The following is an 18,965-nucleotide window of genomic DNA, read 5'->3' on the forward strand; positions in this document are numbered from 1 at the left end:
ATGAAACAGGCATAAAAAAACAACCGAATACGAATATCCGGTTGTTTTTTTATTTCTATCGTTAATGCCATTAAGCATTTTTATATAATGTTTGTTTATTGATCCATGTCTGTAATTTAATGAACAGCAACATGAATACGGATGTGATGAGTACGCCTTTTATCACATTGAAAGGCAAGATTGCCGTCGTAACGAGCTTTCTTGACTCGGGTGCCGACATTGCATCCCATCCCATAAAGAAGGTATAAGCCGGTAAGAAGACATAATAGTTTAAAACACTCATGAATACTGCCATGGAAACTGTTCCCGCAAGTAAAGCGAATGTCATCCCTTTTTTTGAATTGATTTTCTGAAATACATAATAAGTCGGCAAGACAAACAGTATTCCGGCTATGAAGTTAGCGATATGCCCCACAGGTACAGCAGTCAAGGTCCCTGTCATGACTAAATCCAATAGGTTCTTAATGAACTCGACTAGAATTCCAGCCATCGGTCCGAAAATCAATGCCGCCATCAGTGCTGGTATGTCGCTAAAATCAACATTGAGAAAAGGCGGGAATCCCGGAAACGGGAAATTTAAAAGCATCAATAAATAAGAAATGCTTCCCATCATGGCAAGTGTGACCGTTTTTTTCACTTTGTTCTTTTTCATAGGTCTCTCTCCTTCTTTTTCCGATCTACCTGAAAAAGAGGTTAGGGTTCCAAAATATGTTGATGTTCAATAAAAAAACCTTTAATTCCAATAGAATTAAAGGGATAAATTAAAGGTTACATCAAACAAACGTTCAGCAAATAACTGTTGAAACGCACTCAGGAACCTCCATCTTCTCCCATCCAGACTATACTGTCGGCTTTGGAATCGCACCAAATCCTGCCTTGTAAGGCTCGCGGGCTTAGAAGAAGAAACTCTTCATCACCGCCGGTGGGGAATTGCGCCCCGCCCCGAAGATAGATCTATAAAATTTTTTTATACTTCCCATTATATCTGAATTACCTGTTTTTTGATAGCACTTTTTTTCTCAGTTGATTCATTCAGTATGAATATCGATCGTCACAGTGAATGGCTTAAAATAAATAGTGGATACACAAAATGAAGATTCGAAATAATAAAAATTATTTTTTTACACTATTCAATCCTTGATGAAGCCATTTATATCGCGACATTAAACAGATGATCAGAAGATTACCATTCTATTAAGCGCTTACATCCAGTTAAGCCAAATTGACATATTCAGCATTTCAATTGTAAAATTAACTGAAATTTAAGATAATTTTTTCCTAGGAAGGTGTTAAGTCGTGTATCGGATTTTAGTAGCAGACGCCATTAAACCAGAAGGACTCGGACCGCTATCTGAGGCATCCAATATTCATCTTATTCAAAAGACCGTAGAGGAAGCTGCAAACGAACTTGATCAGATTGATGCAATTCTTGTAAGAAGTGCTACGAAGGTTTCAGAGGATTTAATGAACCGTATGCCGCAGCTAAAAATTATAGCACGCGCTGGTGTCGGTGTTGATAACATAGATATCCCCTCGGCGACAAAACGCGGGATTGTCGTGGTTAATGCACCTGACGGCAACACCATTTCAACAGCTGAACATACATTCGCCATGATGGCTTCATTAATGCGCCACATTCCGCAAGCTTATGCTTCACTGAAGAATGGGGAGTGGAAACGTTCTTCATATACGGGTACTGAACTTCGTGGTAAAACATTAGGAATAGTTGGCTTTGGACGTATCGGAGGGGAAATTGCCAAACGCGCTAAGGTATTCGGCATGGATGTCATTGTCTATGATCCGTTCCTTACTGTCGATCGTGCAAAGAAAATGTCCGTAACTGCCCTGCCGTTAGATGAATTGCTTCCTAAAGCAGACATCATTACTGTTCATACACCACTTACGAATGAAACTAGAGGATTAATCAATAAAGAAAAACTGCTTACCTGTAAAAAAGGGGTTTATGTACTTAACTGCGCCCGGGGCGGTATTCTGGACGAAGATGATTTATATGAAATGTTAGTTCAAGGACATGTCGCAGGGGCGGCACTGGACGTTTTCGTCGAAGAACCTCCAATTGGCCATAAACTGCTTGAACTGGATAGCGTCATTGCTACACCTCATCTGGGTGCTTCAACTAAAGAAGCCCAATTAAATGTTGCCGTACAGGTTGCCCAGGAGGTATTGACCTATTTCGAAGGAAATCCAGTCTCAAGTTCGATCAACCTGCCAGCCATATCTAAAGAAGTGTTTGAAAAAGTACAGCCATTCTATCAACTTGTTCAGCAAATGGGATCCATTGCTTCTCAGTGCATGAATGAAGGAATTCAGGAGATCTCCGTTACGTATGCCGGAGAATCATTGGATTTCGATACAGCGATTCTTACAAAAAGTCTAATCTCCGGCTTTTTCAGATCAAGAGTCGATGCATCTGTAAATGAAGTGAATGCCTTGTTGATCGCAAAAGAGCGTGGCATAACCGTTGGTGAAAAAATCTCTACGGACTCTTTAGGTTACTCGAATTTGATCAGCCTTAAAGTAAAAGGTGACCACCGTGAATTAACGATCAGTGGGACCTATATCGAAAATTACGGTTCTCGAATTGTAAGTTTGAATGGTTTCAAAATCGACTTTCATCCAGAACCGAATTTACTTTATATCCAGCATACCGATAAACCTGGTGTAATCGGTAACGTAGGTAAGGTCCTGGGTGATCACGGAGTGAATATCGCCACCATGCAGGTTGGCCGTAAAGAAGCTGGCGGGGAAGCCATCATGGTTTTGAGCTTTGATTTACCATTGGAAGATAACATGAAACAATTTTTAATGGAAACGGAAGAAATTACATTCATGGCCCGTATTTCATTATAAGACAAAAAAGTGCCCGTCAGCGCGGGCACTTTTTCTGTGAATGCAAGTGGCTTTTGCTTACCATGGACAGTGTGTTTATAACGCACCATCATATGAAAAGCCTTCATATTTATTAAATCTAAGCCCCCGCTGCATCAATTCACTTGGTTCGGAGCTTTGGGCACCAATATGTCTTCAGTTAAATTCAGCTGGCCTACCTCTTCAATTGGAGCATTTTCAAACTTCACTTTTTCAAAACCAAAATCCTTAGCTATGAAGAGGATGGCTTCTAAAGCTTGAAGGGATTCCTCACTATTTTCAATAGCAGCTTGATCTGATAATTGAATGATCACAAGATCTCCATTCGAGCTTATCCTTTCCCATTTCAGGTCAGGCGGGATTGCAGGTGAAATTCCCTCGATGTCTGCCTCCCCTTTTCCAGCCTGCAGCGCTTCCTCAAAGTCCTGATATCCCATATTGCTTGGAACAAGAAACCTTGGGGAGGACTCATCCTTCTGGTAAAGCAGGTATGTGCGATTTTTTTGATGAGGTATATCCAACTCCTTTAAATATCCCGCATGCGCAAACATGGCACCTTGCTCACCATCTGTAGAAAATGTCATTTTCTCTATATTATTATAGGAAAGAGTCTCCTCCAACGAATGGAGAAAAAGTGTATCTTCATCCAATAGTTGGCTTTTTTCTTGAAAGTCAATATGAGCAGTGGCCGTATCGTTTCCTTGGCTAATCTTTATATCAAGTGGAAAATAATCAGATAGCCCATATTGCTCTTCATTGATATCGGACATTTGATTAACTAACTGTTTCAATGTATCACTTTGATCGTAATCTTTGAGTTTAATTGAAATGGGAACGATGAAATTCATTTGATCATCTGGGATCCCCATCGTAATGATCGATGCATCGTTAAGGTCATTTTGATAAATCGCTTGTGCAAAGTTTTTTTCCTTTTTCCCTTTTCCGGGTTCCATTTCTGAAACCTCGTCTTTAGATTCAATTTTTGCTTGCTTACTCGAAAACTCTTGATAATCCTTTTTATCTTCTGGAGGAATTTCTTTGTTGCTTGCATCCTGCCGTTCATGATCTGCCGTTTCCTTATTTTCAGATAGAGATAATTTCCCACTACTGCCGCTGTCCTCTTGACTTGTCGTTCCTTTTTTTTCGATAATTAACGATGATGCCAAAACAACCATTAAGAATAAGGAGGCAACACCCGCAATTAGAGGTATCCAGTGTTTCTTTCTCTTTTTATCATGTATTCTCGCAAACACCTCTGCCTTGGTTCGGTCATCTTTAAATTTCGGAAGCTCTCGGAGCAAGTCTTCAATTTCGCTTTCTTTCCAACGGGACCTTCTCAATGCGGTGGCCCTCCTTTCCTGATAAATCCTCCATCAACTTTTTAATAGCCTTCAAAGCACGGTGCTGGGTTGTTTTTACCTTACTTTCACTCCAATTCAATACTTCAGCAGTTTCCGTAATGGACAATCCCTGAATATATCGTAAAATGATGACGGATCTTTGATTCGTGGTACACCGGTTTAGGCATTGATAAATATCTTGGATTTCATCGTTCATGATAGCCACTTCTTCGGGAATGGGTTCTTTATCTTTTATCAATTGCCTATCCCATTCAAAGTTGGGAAAGATTTTGTCTTTCCACCCTTTTTGTTTCCGAAAATAATCAATCGTCACATTTCTAGCAATCGAATACATCCACGTTTTTTCACTGCTCTTTCCTTCGAAGCGTTCATACGCCTTCATCACCCGGATATAGACCTCCTGAACAAGGTCCTCAGCCGTTTCTCGATTCTTGGTCATATAAAAAATGAATTGATAAATTTCCTGATGATATTTCTCATAAAGATCGTGGAAAACGGAATCCATCATTTCCCCACATCCGTTCATAAATATAGTCGTCAATCCTAAATAAAAGTTACATACTTCGGCTTTTATATTATTATAAAATTCCGTTAATTTCCACATATTCGGGACTTTCCTAAAAAAAAACAAAGGCAAGTTGGAAAGAAATCCAATTGCCTTTGTCTTCTCAGTTCCTTATGAAACAAGATTTTTTGGCAAGCCACCCGTCATTCATTCAGCATTCTCCAAAATTCGAGGCAGGATAAAACTGAACGTTGTCCCTTTATTAGGTAAACTGTTTACCGATATGAAGCCATCATGGGCATTGATTATATTTTTTACGATTGCCAAACCCAATCCGGTGCCCGAACGCCCGCGGGTCCTTGCTTTATCCGCTTTATAAAACCTCTCGAATACAAAAGGTAAATCTTCTTCGGGAATTCCAGATCCAGAGTCCTTCACATCAATGATAAGACCCCTTCGATCACTTGTCCTCTGAATGACATCAATGTTACCTCCTGGAGGAGTATGACGAATCGCATTATCTATTAAATTGGTCAAAACCTGTTCAATACGGTCCGGATCGAAATGCCATTGAATTTGATCATCTTCAAGACTGGCTGAAATTGTAATCCCTTTTTCTTTAGCTAGCCCGGAAAACTTACTTGTAATCCTCTTTAAATAAGGAGAAATAGGTACACATTCATAGCTAAGGTTCATTTTACCCGATTCCAATTTAGCAAGATCGAGCAGATCATTGACCAACCGTCCCATTCTCAAAGACTCATCATAGATGATGCGGGCCATTTCCACCTTTTCCTCTTCACTGCTCGCAATGTCATCTACGATCGCTTCACTATATCCCTGCAACATTGAAATCGGCGTTCTTAACTCATGCGAGACATTAGCTATGAAATCAGTCCTAAGTTTGTCCATACGTCTTTCATCACTCATATCCCGTATGATGGCCACCGCTCCCCGAATATTGTCGGCATTTGTGTATAGGGGACTGACAATCAATCCCCAATCTCGGCCCTGCAAGGTAATTTCACCGACCTTCTCCTTATCGAAGGATTCTGATTCATCAAAAAGATTCATTAAAACCAACGGGACATTCACATTATCTTCCCGGTTATAGCCCTTTTCAAAGTACCAGGATTGCAGGAACCTTTCCGCAGGCGGATTCGTTTCAAGAATTGTGCCATCTTTATTGAAGGTAATGACCCCATCTGCCATACTGCTAAGAATGCTTGAGAGATGTTCCTTTTCCTGACTAAGTGCATTCATATTGAATTTCAGCTGCTTCCTCATCTGATTAAACGCTATGGCCAGCTCACCGATTTCATCTTGAGTCAGAATTGGAACCTTTGTATCAAATTTCCCCCGGGCAATCGCTAGAGCGGCTTCCCTCATCTTCACCAATGGGGCATTGATTCTTGTGGATAAAAAGAAAGCAAAAATCGTTGTCAAAATAATGGCGATGCCTGCTGCCAATAAAATGAACTGTGTAGTGGATTTTGTGGTTTCTTCCATGGACTCCAACGATTGAAATAGAAATACCTCATCCTGTTCTCCATTCAATTCAAGTGGAATGCCTACTACGATTGCTGACAATTCCTCGTTACCCGCATCATCGGAAAGCGACATTTCCTTTTTCACAGTCTTTCTTTCCGTAAAAACCTTGAGTAATTCGGAATCATTTTTTATGAGTTCCGGTGTGATTTCGAACTCCTTATCTCCTCCGATGGACGAGAATATCATTTTGTCATCATTTAGAATGATCATTTTCGCTTCGTTGCCTATTAGTTCCGAAGCTATTTGTAAAACCTCATTGCTGGATCCCTGATGTTCATTGGTAACCTTTATGATTTGTTCAGCGGTTTTGGTTAAATCATTTTCAATATTTTCAATTTGGAAATTCTCAAAGAATTCGACCAGCAGTACAGTTAACACGATTAATACAAACGACACGAGCAATAGGATCGTTGCCCATAGCTTCCCTACAACACTGCCCCATAGCATCAGTCATTAACGACTTCGAACTTGTAACCTACACCCCAAACGGTGACAATCATCTTGGCTGCGTTTTCGGATATGCGGTTTAATTTTTCACGTAAGCGTTTAACATGCGTGTCTACAGTTCGAAGATCTCCAAAGAATTCATAGTGCCACACTTCTTTTAACAATTGCTCCCGATCGAAAACCTTATCTGGGGATTTCGCCAAGAAATATAATAATTCATATTCTTTTGGTGTTAATGAAACCTCTTTGTTATCTGCAAGTACACGGTGGGCATCATTATCAATGGTTAGATGTGGGAAGACGATCACATCTTTCGCCGTCGTTTCCGTCTGCATGTAACTTGTGCTTGATGATCGACGTAATAAAGCCTTAACCCTTAACACCACTTCACGCGGACTGAAAGGCTTTACGATATAATCATCGGTACCCACTTCGAACCCTTGAACGCGGTTCACTTCTTCACCTTTAGCAGTCAGCATGATAATCGGTGTCGTTTTCTTTTCCCTTAAATCACGGCAAACTTCGATTCCATCTTTACCAGGCATCATAATATCCAATAAAATTAAATCATAATCATTTTCAAGGGCTTTTGTTAAAGCCACTTCTCCATTTTCAGCTTCATCGATCATGTATTCTTCTCTTTCCAAATACATCTTTAACAGCCGGCGGATTCTTTCCTCATCATCCACCACGAGAATTTTAATAGCGTTATACATTATGTAATCAGCCTCCTATCATATATTCTACAAAATGAAAACTTCCATGACTAATACTTTTTCCTCACAAAGTACGATAAAGAGCGTATTTCGCATGGCTTCCATGAACCTTTCACCATTTTGTCACAAAAAAAGACTTTGACCGCCCACTTAGAATTCTTAAATGCATTTTCAACGAAATATTGTTTTATTAAAGGGAGCGACAAAAAAGGGGGCATTTTCCAGAAAAATCGATAAACCTACTCCTCGACGTTTCTATCAAAAGACCCCCTTCATCTAAATATTACAATACAGAATCAAGCATATGAATGCAAACCAGCAATAACAAGATTTACGAATATCAAGTTAAACATTATGATGGCAAAACCGATTACGGCAAGCCAAGCTGATTTTTCCCCTTGCCACCCCTTTGACATGCGGAGATGCAAGAAAGCCGCATAAAACAACCAAGTAACCAGTGCCCAGACTTCTTTCGGATCCCAGCCCCAGAATCGTGTCCAGGCCACTTGAGCCCAGATCATTGCAAAAATGAGGGCACCGAGTGTAAAGATCGGAAAACCGATAAGGACCGAACGATAACTAATCTCGTCCAATAAATTCAAATTCACATTTTTAACGATCGGTTTAATCAATGCCGCCACTCTTTTGCGAGCGATCAACCTTATTAAACCATACAGGACGAGTCCCGCACCGATTGACCAAATTACAGTATTCAGTTTCTTGGCATTGATCAGTGCAGGCATGTCCACCAGAGGTTCAAACCGATCCGTCTCGATAAGTTTCCCTTCATGGGGACCTACCAATGCCGGCAGGTTGAATTCCTGTTTGACCTCGGCACCATGTTTATCGACCCAATCAAAATTTGCCTTATAATCCATGGCAGCAAAAGAAGAAGTGATGATGACGAAACCGAGGGTGCAGACTAATGTAAACATGATGGCTTCAAGCCAGAACGTTCTTTTGCTTGATTGTGTCTGATCGACGAATTTGATTAAATAAATGATGGCAGTAACGAAACTTATGGCAAGGATTGACTGTCCTGCCGCAGCAGTCGTAACATGAATATGAAGCCAATCGCTCTGCAAAGCAGGAATGAGTGGCGAAATTTCTGTTGGGAACATACTTGCATAAGCGATTATCAATAATGCGATCGGTAAAGCGAATAGCCCAAGGGCAGGTGTTTTATAAAGAAAATAAATTAATATGAAAGCACCGACCAGCATCATTCCGAAAAAGGTCGTAAATTCAAACAGGTTACTTACCGGGGCATGGCCTGCAGCAATCCATCTTGTGATGAAATACCCAATTTGCGCTGCAAATCCGATAATGGTAATGAAAATGCCCAGCTTAGCCCATTTGTTTTGTTTCTTTTCCTCCGCCCCGCGTTTATCCTTGATCGATCCCCCAAATAAAAAGGTAGCGATCAGATATAAAATGAAAGCGGCATATAAAAGGTTACTGCTTAATTCAGCCATTTAAAACTTCCCCCTTACTAGAAGATTTCTCCTCTTCAAGTTGATCCATTGGTTCGGAAAGTGATGTTGATTCTATCGCTTGTTTTATATCTCTTTTAATGCCATGCCAGTTTTTGTTTGTATGGCCGGCCAAAAGTATCTCATCATCTTTCCTCTTAATCCATATACGCCGGTGATTCCAATAAGACCCTTGGACAACGCCGATCATAAAGATGATCCCACCAGTGAATAGGATCCAAAGCGTTAAATCCTTCCTGACGGTCAAAGCCGTGACATCTTGGGTTTCCACACCATTAAAAGCCATTTTATAAGTGTTTTCCCCTAAGGGCTCCACAGTCTCCTTAATCGCCACGAAACTGACTTCACCCTCTGGCTTATCCGGAGTATGCATTTTAAAGATAAATGCTGGATTATTCGGAATCTTCGATATCGTTCTAGGCTCGCCTTTTTCATCGAACTCGAAATCTGGGAAGTAACTGATCAAGTCAACGGAATATCCTTCTTTCAACTCGTATTTCTTTTGAGGATTATTCAAATCAACCTTTAAGCTGCCATATTTCTCTTCGGTTTTTTTATTTATCAAATTAAAAGCCATCGTACTGAGCTCATCCAATTTATAGTCTACTTGGTAGAGAGCATAATGATCATGTTTCAGAGGTTCATTGACTTTGATTTTGTAATCTTTAAGCTTATCAAGGTCCACTTTTTCCCCTGGTAAGGTTTCTCCCTTGCGCTCATAGAGCGTAACATCGGATTGATAGGTTTTTGCGATCGTACCGGTTTTATCAATTGCAGCACTGTACTGCTCATCTTCTTCATTCTCTTTGTCATACACCTCTAAGGTAAATTCATTATTCTGGAGGTAGTATTCACCATTTGTACCCGGGATTTCTTTTCTCTCGCCTTCACGCAGCCAAAGTACTTTGTCGATATACATCCCAGGGACGGAACGCAATAATGCTCCAATTAAGAAAATGATAAGTCCAATATGATTTACATAGGGTCCCCAACGTGAAAAACGACCCTTTTCGGCAAGTATATGACCGTTTTCCTCTCGTATATGATAACGCTGCCTTTTTAGTCTATCCTTTACTCCTTCAAGGTTTATATCTTGGTCTTCAAGCTTTGTCACCCCATAAATCCGCTGACGTTTCATGAACCCGTCATGACGTGTGACCCCTTGTTTTTTTAACGATCGATATAACGGAAAGAACCGGTCGATACTGGCAATCAATAGTGATATGCCCAGCATGCCTATGATAATCAAATACCACCATGAGCTATACAAGTTATGAAACCCGAGTTCATAATACACCATTCCGAACCAGCCGTATTCCAGTTCATAATGCTCTGCAGGTGTTGCTGTTGAAGGGATGTACATTTCCTGGGGTAGAATCGTCCCGATAGCCGAAGCGATCAAGGCAATGACAATGAGCGTCACCCCGACCTTAACGGAAGAAAAGAAGTTCCATATTTTATCGATGATCGTTTTTTTATATGTTTGTGAACGCCTGGCACTTCCTTCATATCTCATATCAATAAGCTTGTTCTCTTTTTCGTTATCAAGCACCATACCGCATTTCCCACAAATCTTTGTGCCAAACGGATTTACATGACCACAATCGCATTTTACTTCTTTCATGTCAAAAACTCCCCAATATTATGGTTTAATTCTCTCCATATGCTTTTGGATGCTCTCTTCTGTCAAAGCTCCAGTGATGATATCTATCACTTTCCCCTCTTTATCAACCAAAAAGGTGACAGGCAATATATCCACGCGATAAGCATTTTCCACTTCCCTACCTTTATCGATCATGACAGGAAAGGTAAGATCATGCTTTGTAATGAAATTATTGACAGCATAGTCAGATTCCCCGACATTAACCGCCAATATCTCAACGCCCTGGTCTTTAAAGTTTTTATATTGATTTTCCATATAAGGCATTTCATATTCACACGGCTTGCAATATGTACCCCAAAAGTTCAGGAAGACGCCTTTTCCCTTGTAATCGGAAAGTTTATGCTCTTTGCCTTCCATATCAGTCAAGACGAAATTGGGTGCATCGGATCCTTTTCTCAGGCTTTCATTCTTATCTTTAGTGAAGTTCGTATAAAGGGCAAACACTAAAGCTGCACCTAAAAGCAGGAGAATGATGGTTCTGCTAATTAGGCGTCGCTTCTTCTTATCCATAGAGATCCTCCTAAGGCCACACTAAATTTAACCATACCATTATACCATTTAACGCCATGTCCTTTTTATTTACATTTCTGAAGGTTTTGTGACATTCTTTCCCGATTCATGAAGGAAAAGGTATTTACAGGTTGTTTTCCACCACCCATTCTTCCAGGAGAAGAATGGGGTAGTGGTTTCAACCTATCAATACAGGAAAAAATCTTGTCTACATTCTCCGCTGTTTAGGTTCGGTCGTTGCTAATGTCCGCATTAATTTAACTTCATGTGGAGTCAGCTCCCGGGAATCTCCTGCTGTTAAACCGTCCAATGTCAAGAAACCATATTGTTCCCTCTTCAATTTAATGACGGGATGGCCAATTGCTTCGAACATCCGGCGGACTTGCCTGTTCCTGCCTTCATGTATTGTGATTTCAACGATGGCCGTTTCCTTTTTCTTGTCGGTAGACAATACCCTTGTCTTGGCTGGAGCAGTCTTGCCATCCTCCAACTTGATACCTTTATCCAGCTTTTTCAAGCTTTCACGCAAAGGCATTCCTTTCACTTTTGCCACATACACTTTATCCACTTCATGCTTCGGATGCATTAACGTGTTTGCAAATTCTCCGTCATTCGTTAAAATCAATAAGCCCGAAGTATCGTAATCCAATCGGCCAACTGGATAAATCCGTTCATTGATATAAGGGAAAAAGTCCGTTACGACTTTTCTGTTCTTATCATCAGAAACTGCCGAAATGACGCCGCGCGGTTTATAGAATAGGAAATAAACCGGGGCTTCTTTTTCAAGCGGGACTTCATTAACCTCGACCTTATCATTAGGCCCTACCTTCACACCTAATTCCTTCACTACTTTGCCGTTCACTTTTACCTTACCTTCTAAAATCAACTCTTCTGCTTTACGGCGGGAAGCCAGTCCAGCATGTGCTATCACCTTTTGTAATCGTTCCATCTATCTTCACCCCATAGTATAATCATTCGTTTGTTATTGTCTATACATACACAATCATACAATTATTACATATTGAGAGGCAAAAACAAAAGGTTTTTCGCTATTAAGAGCTTTTCTTTTATTATTACACCAATAATGGGACGGTTAAATGGGTTGGTTTCCATAATGAGTGTAACATAGCTTATTTTTCCATACAAAAAAATGTTTCTTTTGATGAAATTTTGAATGAACCCTATTAATTGAGGACTAATTTTAAGAAAAAAGACAAAAAAAAAAGAAATGGAATCGCCCATTTCCCTACCTTTAATTCATACCGAAAACCAGTGTGACGACAATAACGGCAGCTATGATTCCGATCAAGTCTGCCAAAAGGCCGACCTTAAGGGCATCACCCATTTTTTTGATTCCGACGGCTCCAAAATAAACGGTCAATACATAGAAGGTGGTATCTGTACTTCCCTGAATCGTGGCAGCCAAGCGCCCAATAAAGGAATCCGGTCCATAAACCGATATCAGGTCGCTGGTGATTCCTAAAGCGGCGGTTCCGGATATTGGTCTAATAATCGCAAGGGGTAAAACCTCAGACGGAAAATGAAGAAAGGAAAGCAAGGGCTGCAGTGATTGTACAATGAAATCCAACGCCCCTGATGCTCTAAATACTGAAATCGCCACAAGCATCCCTACCAGGAAAGGGATGAGGGAAAAAGACATGCTGATTCCTTCTTTCCCCCCCTCAACGAAGGTCTCATAGGTGGGAACTCTTTTCAATGTGCCGTAGAGTAATATGCAGAGTATCAAAATCGGTATCATCCAAATCGAAATGGTGGTCATCCAGTGCAACATCCTATTCCCTCCCGTTCCTCTTTCTCCTGTAATAAAAATATCGATCTATCGCGATTCCTCCAACGGCAGAAATGGCCGTTGCTATTATGGTCGGAAAAACGATGTCCGTCGGGGAGTGGGCATCGTAATTCATGCGGATCGCAATGACAGTAGTTGGAATCAACGTTACGCTTGAGGTATTGATTGCTAAAAAAGTGACCATCGAGCGGCTGACCGTTGCTTTTCCTCCATTTAGTTTCTTTAGCTGTTCCATGGCTTTTATACCAAGAGGCGTAGCTGCATTCCCCAATCCGAATGTGTTCGCCATCATATTGGAAAGTATATACCCCATAGCGGGATGATTAGGAGGAACTTCCGGGAACAGCCATCTCATGAATGGCTTGAACAAGTTGGATAGTTTATCTAACAGCCCCGACTCCTCCGCTATTTTCATCAGGCCCAGCCAAAAAACTAGTATGCTCATCAATCCCAGACAAAGCGTGACCGCTTCCTTTGCGCTGACAAAAAGAGCTTCATTCACCTGTTCCATCGTCCCATTAACCATGCCAAAGACAATACCGATCACAAACATCCCGAACCAAATGTAATTAACCATTTCGTCCGATTCCCAATACCGCTTCAAATACCTCAGCCCATGAAGATTGGAATGATTGTTGCTTGAAGCTTTCTTTTGCTACCCCATAAAAAATCGAACGAGTGCCTATTTTCTTTCCATCGAGATAGATGGATGCTCTGCCAACCACTTCCGGGATTTTCCTTTTATCTTTCCAAGCCTTCTGGGGCTTCAGCAATTTCATTTTCACATTGACCATTTCTCTCTCTTCTTTTGTCAGTGGGTACGAAAAATCATTTTTAATGTAGACATGCCCTTTATATATTTCATTTTCCATATTTTTTACCATGCCTTCGGGTAAAATTTCTGTCGGCTTATAATCCTTAAAGGCGGATTCGTACATTTGAATATGATCATTCCAATCATCCGGGCCATTCAATGTCACAGCAATCAGGTCATGTTCGTTTTTTGTTGCCGTCGTGACCAAGGTACGTTTTGCTAGTTTGGTATAACCTGTTTTCCCACCTGTGCAATACTCATATAGTTGTGTAAGCAAACGGTTTTTGTTCTTCCATACATAATCCCATTGTTCTGTGGAATTAGGTGCCCTGTGTTCCTTTGTGCCGGCAATCTTTACATACGTTTTATTTTGCATGGCATAACGAGTGAGTATGGCCATATCATATGCGGTTGAATAATGGTTCTTCGTATTATCCAAACCATGTGGATTTGAAAAATGGGTATTTTTCATTCCGATTTCTTCAGCTTTTTGATTCATCATCCAGACGAATCCATCCAGGCTTCCGCCAACCTTTTCGCTGATCGCGACTGCTGCATCATTACCTGAACGAAGCATCAAGCCATAAACCAAATCTTCGAGCTTAATTTTTTCTCCTTCTTTTAAATAAAGGGAAGAGCCCTCCGTCCCGAAGGCATTGCTGCTTATCTTCACTTTTTCATCCATTTGTCCCGATTCAATAGCCAAGATAGCCGTCATTATTTTCGTAATGCTTGCAATACGGTTCTTTTCATGGGCATTCACTTCATAAATGACCCTTCCGCTATCCTCATCCATTAAAATCGCACTATGGGCACTTACGGATACATTTGCTTTCGCGCTTTGTACAGGAGCCATAAAAGACAACAGGAGAATGACGATACACAAACTTGATAACCCTTTATATGGAAAACGCATGAGTGCCCCCTCGTCTCTTTACTTGTTTTTGTACAAGTTTATGCAAAGGGACAAGGGTTATGATTAAAAGAATGTAATCCTTCATGTCATCCACTGATTTTCTCAGTGATTTCCCATAAAAAAAATCGATAGGGGACCCCTATCGATTTAGTGTTCTATCATACTAATAATGCAGCGATTTCATCAATTTTCTTAGCTCCGAATACCACTTCTTCATCATTGATGATCATGGCCGGCACGCTCATGACTTTATATTTCTTCTTGATTTCCTGGAAATTGCTTATATCGACCATTTCAGCTTCAACGTTAGGGTTTTCAATCGCTATGCGCTGTGCGCCCACTACAACGTCAGGACAGTAGTGACATGCCAATGAAACCATAACCTTAATGTTCGCTTTTTTACTGATACCCTTGATTGAATTCAATACGGCTGAATCCAATGCTTGACCAGGTCCGGCCAGGTTATAGATAGCCAGAATGAAGGAATTCAACTCATGGCCGCCTGGTACACCGTGATATTTGACGCCACTGTATTCACCATTCGAATTTAAGAGGGAAACGACAGGGAACTTATCTGCATTGATTTTTTCTTCAATTTCCGTATTTTCCCCTTTGTTGTATAACTCAAGATGGAGCTTATCCCCTAATTCCGCAACATCCAACAAGAAGTCTCGCAATTCGACTGATTTTGGCAAACTTTCATCGACGATGGACACTAATGTAACGTCGCTCTCCATCTTGCCGAAGATTCCCTTTAATTGGCCACGTAACGCATCACTCAATAAAGCGCTCTTGCCTGCTGGGACAGCGGCCTGTTCTTTTTTCGCCGGTTTCTCAACTTCAGGTTCATCTTTGATTCCCAGGCGATCTTTTTCTTCTGCAATATATTTACCGGCATCCGTTGCTGCAATCGCTCCATCAGATACAGCTGTGATAATCTGGCGCAAGGATTTGGGTCTTAGGTCGCCCGCTGCATAAACACCCCTCACACTAGTCTTCATATCATCATCGGTTAAAATGTAACCAGCATCATCCATTTCGATATGGCCATTGAAAATCTCTGTTTTCGGCTCGTAACCTATGAAAACGAATACGCCAAACGTACTGTCTTCTTCCTTCGCCTTATATTCAAACTCTTCTTTAGTCGCATTATTGATGAAACGGGCACTTTGAATCATCCCGTCTCCATATACCCCAAGGATTTCCGTATTGAATTTCACTTCAATCTTATCATTTTCCATTACTTTATCAACAATGGACGGGGCACACGAGAAGCTTGATTCCCGGGCGATGATTGTAACTTTTGTTGCAAAGCGTGTCAGGAAAATAGCTTCTTCAGCAGCTGCATATCCTGCCCCGATAACGAAAACTTCCAACCCTTCAAAGAATTCACCATCACATGTTGAACAATAAGCTACACCGCGGCCGGTAAATTCCTCTTCACCTGGAAATCCTAGTGTTCTTGGAGAAGCACCCGTTGCAATGATGACTGCGCGTGCATGGTAGTCCCCTCCAAGGGTTTTTACGACTTTCACCTCACCGGAGAAATCCACGCCCGTTACATCGGCTTTGGCGAACTCAACGCCAAAATCTTCATTTTGAAGCTTCATTTCTTCAACTAACCTAGGGCCCGATATATGACGGATACCAGGATAATTGGCTATTTCCGACGTAGTTGCAGCTTGTCCGCCGCCAGTTCCTTTTTCTAGGATTATTGTTTTTAGCTTGGCTCTTCCTGCATAAACACCTGCTGAGAGGCCTGCAGGACCGCCACCAATAATTAATAAATCATATATTTTTTTCATCTTTTGTGCTCCTTGCTGAATGATTATAACGTGCTAAAATGATTATTTTGAAAAACAAAAGGCACTTATTTTAGGTAAGTGCCTTTTGTCATTAGATCATGTCGGACGAATTGTCCAGTAATCGTAATCAATGCTGGGTATGTCCATTACCTTTAGAAACGGACCCCCCCATTAAAAATTAAAGTTTACCTACAAGGTCTAGGCTTGGTTCAAGTGTAGCTTCACCTGGAGTCCATTTTGCAGGGCAAACTTTATCTCCATGTTCCGCTACGAATTGTGCAGCTTGAACTTTTCTTACAAGTTCTTCTGCATTACGGCCAATTCCTAAATCATTGACTTCGTATGCTTTAATTTGTCCTTCTGGATTTACGATGAAAGTTCCACGTAGAGCCAAGCCATCTTCTTCAATCAATACACCGAATTGACGGGATAAAACGTTTGCCGGGTCAGCTAGCATTGGATATTGGATTTTACCGATTGTATCAGTAGCATCAGCCCATCCTTTGTGGCTGAAATGAGTATCTGTTGAAACTGAGTAAACTTCACAACCGATTTCCTTGAATGTTTCATAGTTATCTTGAAGATCAGCTAATTCAGTTGGACATACGAAAGAGAAGTCAGCTGGGTAGAAAAAGAATACTGCCCATTTTCCTTTAACATCTTCAAGTGTAACTTCTTTGAACTCTCCTGCATGGTAAGCTTGTACTTTAAAATCTTCAACTTGTTTATTGATTAATGACATAATAAATTCCTCCAATAGCTAATTTTTTTATCTGCTCCTATTTATAATAATTATTAAATAGAAACTAGTCAATAAATATACCTTAATAATTTTTAAGTTCACAAATTGGTCACAGTTTTTATATTGATATAAATTAAATATTTTTAAAAACCCATAGTACTTCAGATATGCAGTAATAACACATTTCCAATGTTATTTCAAGGATTTAAATAAGACATGTACTCATTATTTCGTGAGATGATATCATCTCCCTTTCAATCTAATTATAATATCCAAATGAGAATCATAAGTCGCTTTAAAATTAAATTAGCAGGTTCTCCTTTATATCCTTGCCATAATTTCCCTAAAAAATTCTTGATACAAAATTTCAGGCAAAAAAACACGAACCTTTACGGCTCGTTTCAGTTTGGTGGCAAAATGTTGTTCGGATTCCAAATAGTAAGGTGAAGGTCGAAAAAAATTTGTGAACGGTCGAATATAGTGCCTCGACGGTCGAATACTGTGCGAGGTAGGTCGAATAAAGTGTAGTTTAGGTCGATAAACTGCGTTAACGTCCCACGACAGTGCTGCGGGTCGAAAAAAGCTCTCCGGTCTTTATGGTTTTTACTGTCATCTTCATTGAATTGAGAAATTTACGACACTACTGCCGAAAAACTGGCTAGCAGAGACACCAAAGGCGCTTGCTTTGATTTTGCTTGGCAGACAATCGGCGGAACTTTTCAAATAAAAAACTGCAGGCAAACTGAGTTTTCATCGAGTTTGTCTACAGTCCGGAACGAACCTTTACGGCTCTGTATTTGTATTTGGTTCTCCAAAAACTTTACTATATTTTATCTGTTATTGCATTTTCCAAATAAGCTTTTTCGCTTCGGTGAACCTTACGGCTGTTTTCGGCCAGTTTACAATGTCCCACCATTTGTCCACATAGGCTGCCCGATTATTTTTATATTGCAGGTAATAAGCATGTTCCCATACATCAAGAACAAGGATCGGGATTGTATCCCACTGAGTCAAAACCATATGCAATTCCGATTGAAGTATTTCTAGCCGCCGCGCACGCGGAACCCAGACTAAAATCGCCCAGCCAACACCTTCCACTTGTTTGGCAGCTTCACTAAAATGACTTTTAAAAGCGGCAAAGCTTCCAAAATCCTTCTCAATCTGGTTAAGTAAATCCCCCCTTGGCTGTCCGCCTCCTCCCGGGATCATCTCTTCCCAGAACAACGTATGGAGATAATGGCCTGACCCATGAAAGGCTGCTTCCTTTTCCCAATGTTTCAACAAGGAAAAATCTTTTGTTTCCCTCGCTTTTTTCATCATCAATTCCGCTTTATTCAGACCATCGACATATGCTTGATGATGCTTATCATGGTGCAGATACATGATTTCCCTCGAAATCGTCGGCTCCAACGCATCATAGGCATAAGGTAACGGCGGTAGCGTATGCTTCCCAATCGGCACCGATTGCCTTTCCTGTATATTGAATTCCCTAGCAAGCTCTTCAATTTCCTCGTAAACCCGAGCCATCTCTTCTTCAATCAGGACCATATCCTCATAATCCATTTCTTCTGCATCCATATCTTTTGTCATCTCGGAAAGCCGTTCAATATTTGACAGCAATGGCGAATCGGTGATATCGATCTTCTCAAGATATTCCATCACTCCATCAACCCAATCACTTACCTCTTTAGCATAATCTCTTACATCAGACATCTTGCAACCTCCTCTTAGCCTTTATGCACA

General features: G+C 40.7%; 16 protein-coding genes and 1 riboswitch. Of the genes, 1 reads left to right on the forward strand and 15 read right to left on the reverse strand.

Going from position 1 to position 18,965, the window contains the following annotated elements; all coding sequences use genetic code 11:
- Window positions 1-70: 70 nt before the first annotated feature.
- Complete coding sequence (locus ACIROD_RS04155) at window positions 71-652, reverse strand: ECF transporter S component (protein WP_101222448.1); 582 nt, start codon at window positions 650-652, stop codon at window positions 71-73.
- Window positions 653-818: 166 nt separating this feature from the next.
- Window positions 819-954, reverse strand: a riboswitch (FMN riboswitch).
- Window positions 955-1,296: 342 nt separating this feature from the next.
- Between ACIROD_RS04155 and serA the strand changes: the two genes are divergently transcribed.
- Window positions 1,297-2,871, forward strand: coding sequence for a phosphoglycerate dehydrogenase (gene serA, locus ACIROD_RS04160; protein WP_101222449.1), 1,575 nt, complete (start codon window positions 1,297-1,299; stop codon window positions 2,869-2,871).
- A 134-nt stretch (window positions 2,872-3,005) separates the two neighbouring features.
- On the opposite strand, the gene ACIROD_RS04165 is transcribed toward serA, so the two are convergent.
- The 14 genes from ACIROD_RS04165 to ACIROD_RS04230 all read right to left on the reverse strand — a co-directional run bounded on the left by ACIROD_RS04165 (window position 3,006) and on the right by ACIROD_RS04230 (window position 18,935).
- Complete coding sequence (locus ACIROD_RS04165) at window positions 3,006-4,229, reverse strand: hypothetical protein (protein WP_402938224.1); 1,224 nt, start codon at window positions 4,227-4,229, stop codon at window positions 3,006-3,008.
- Window positions 4,195-4,755, reverse strand: a complete 561-nt coding sequence (gene sigX / locus ACIROD_RS04170) for an RNA polymerase sigma factor SigX (RefSeq protein ID WP_230177091.1) — start codon at window positions 4,753-4,755, stop codon at window positions 4,195-4,197. The genes ACIROD_RS04165 and sigX overlap by 35 nt, the downstream gene beginning before the upstream one ends.
- A gap of 207 nt (window positions 4,756-4,962) precedes the next feature.
- Window positions 4,963-6,756, reverse strand: a complete 1,794-nt coding sequence (locus tag ACIROD_RS04175) for an ATP-binding protein (protein ID WP_402940096.1) — start codon at window positions 6,754-6,756, stop codon at window positions 4,963-4,965.
- Entirely contained in the window at window positions 6,753-7,469 is a 717-nt protein-coding gene (locus ACIROD_RS04180; protein ID WP_402938227.1) for a response regulator transcription factor, read from the reverse strand. The genes ACIROD_RS04175 and ACIROD_RS04180 overlap by 4 nt, the downstream gene beginning before the upstream one ends.
- A gap of 296 nt (window positions 7,470-7,765) precedes the next feature.
- A complete protein-coding gene (gene ccsB, locus ACIROD_RS04185) occupies window positions 7,766-8,944 on the reverse strand; it encodes a c-type cytochrome biogenesis protein CcsB (protein ID WP_101222453.1) in 1,179 nt (392 codons plus the stop codon).
- A complete protein-coding gene (gene resB / locus ACIROD_RS04190) occupies window positions 8,937-10,586 on the reverse strand; it encodes a cytochrome c biogenesis protein ResB (RefSeq protein ID WP_101222454.1) in 1,650 nt (549 codons plus the stop codon). Before resB ends, ccsB begins: the two co-directional genes overlap by 8 nt.
- An 18-nt stretch (window positions 10,587-10,604) precedes the next feature.
- Window positions 10,605-11,135 (reverse strand): thiol-disulfide oxidoreductase ResA, encoded by a 531-nt coding sequence (resA, locus tag ACIROD_RS04195; protein ID WP_144478468.1) that lies wholly within the window; start codon window positions 11,133-11,135, stop codon window positions 10,605-10,607.
- 208 nt (window positions 11,136-11,343) lie between these two features.
- Window positions 11,344-12,084: a 23S rRNA pseudouridine(2605) synthase RluB gene (rluB, locus tag ACIROD_RS04200; protein WP_034308106.1), complete on the reverse strand. Its 741-nt coding sequence runs from the start codon at window positions 12,082-12,084 to the stop codon at window positions 11,344-11,346.
- Between the two features lie 303 nt (window positions 12,085-12,387).
- The gene (locus ACIROD_RS04205) at window positions 12,388-12,915 is read right to left on the reverse strand and encodes a spore maturation protein (protein ID WP_397315852.1); all 528 of its coding nucleotides are present in this window, start codon (window positions 12,913-12,915) and stop codon (window positions 12,388-12,390) included.
- A gap of 13 nt (window positions 12,916-12,928) precedes the next feature.
- A complete protein-coding gene (locus tag ACIROD_RS04210) occupies window positions 12,929-13,522 on the reverse strand; it encodes a nucleoside recognition domain-containing protein (RefSeq protein ID WP_101222457.1) in 594 nt (197 codons plus the stop codon).
- Window positions 13,515-14,675, reverse strand: a complete 1,161-nt coding sequence (locus ACIROD_RS04215) for a D-alanyl-D-alanine carboxypeptidase family protein (protein ID WP_402938233.1) — start codon at window positions 14,673-14,675, stop codon at window positions 13,515-13,517. The genes ACIROD_RS04210 and ACIROD_RS04215 overlap by 8 nt, the downstream gene beginning before the upstream one ends.
- Before the next feature lie 158 nt (window positions 14,676-14,833).
- Window positions 14,834-16,480, reverse strand: a complete 1,647-nt coding sequence (locus tag ACIROD_RS04220; RefSeq protein ID WP_402938236.1) for an FAD-dependent oxidoreductase — start codon at window positions 16,478-16,480, stop codon at window positions 14,834-14,836.
- Window positions 16,481-16,658: 178 nt separating this feature from the next.
- A complete protein-coding gene (gene ahpC, locus ACIROD_RS04225) occupies window positions 16,659-17,222 on the reverse strand; it encodes an alkyl hydroperoxide reductase subunit C (RefSeq protein ID WP_057217417.1) in 564 nt (187 codons plus the stop codon).
- An 837-nt stretch (window positions 17,223-18,059) separates the two neighbouring features.
- Window positions 18,060-18,935 (reverse strand): superoxide dismutase, encoded by an 876-nt coding sequence (locus ACIROD_RS04230; protein ID WP_230176969.1) that lies wholly within the window; start codon window positions 18,933-18,935, stop codon window positions 18,060-18,062.
- Between the last annotated feature and the right edge of the window lie 30 nt (window positions 18,936-18,965).

This window comes from Peribacillus sp. NPDC101481 (assembly GCF_044767165.1).
Classification (GTDB): domain Bacteria; phylum Bacillota; class Bacilli; order Bacillales; family DSM-1321; genus Peribacillus.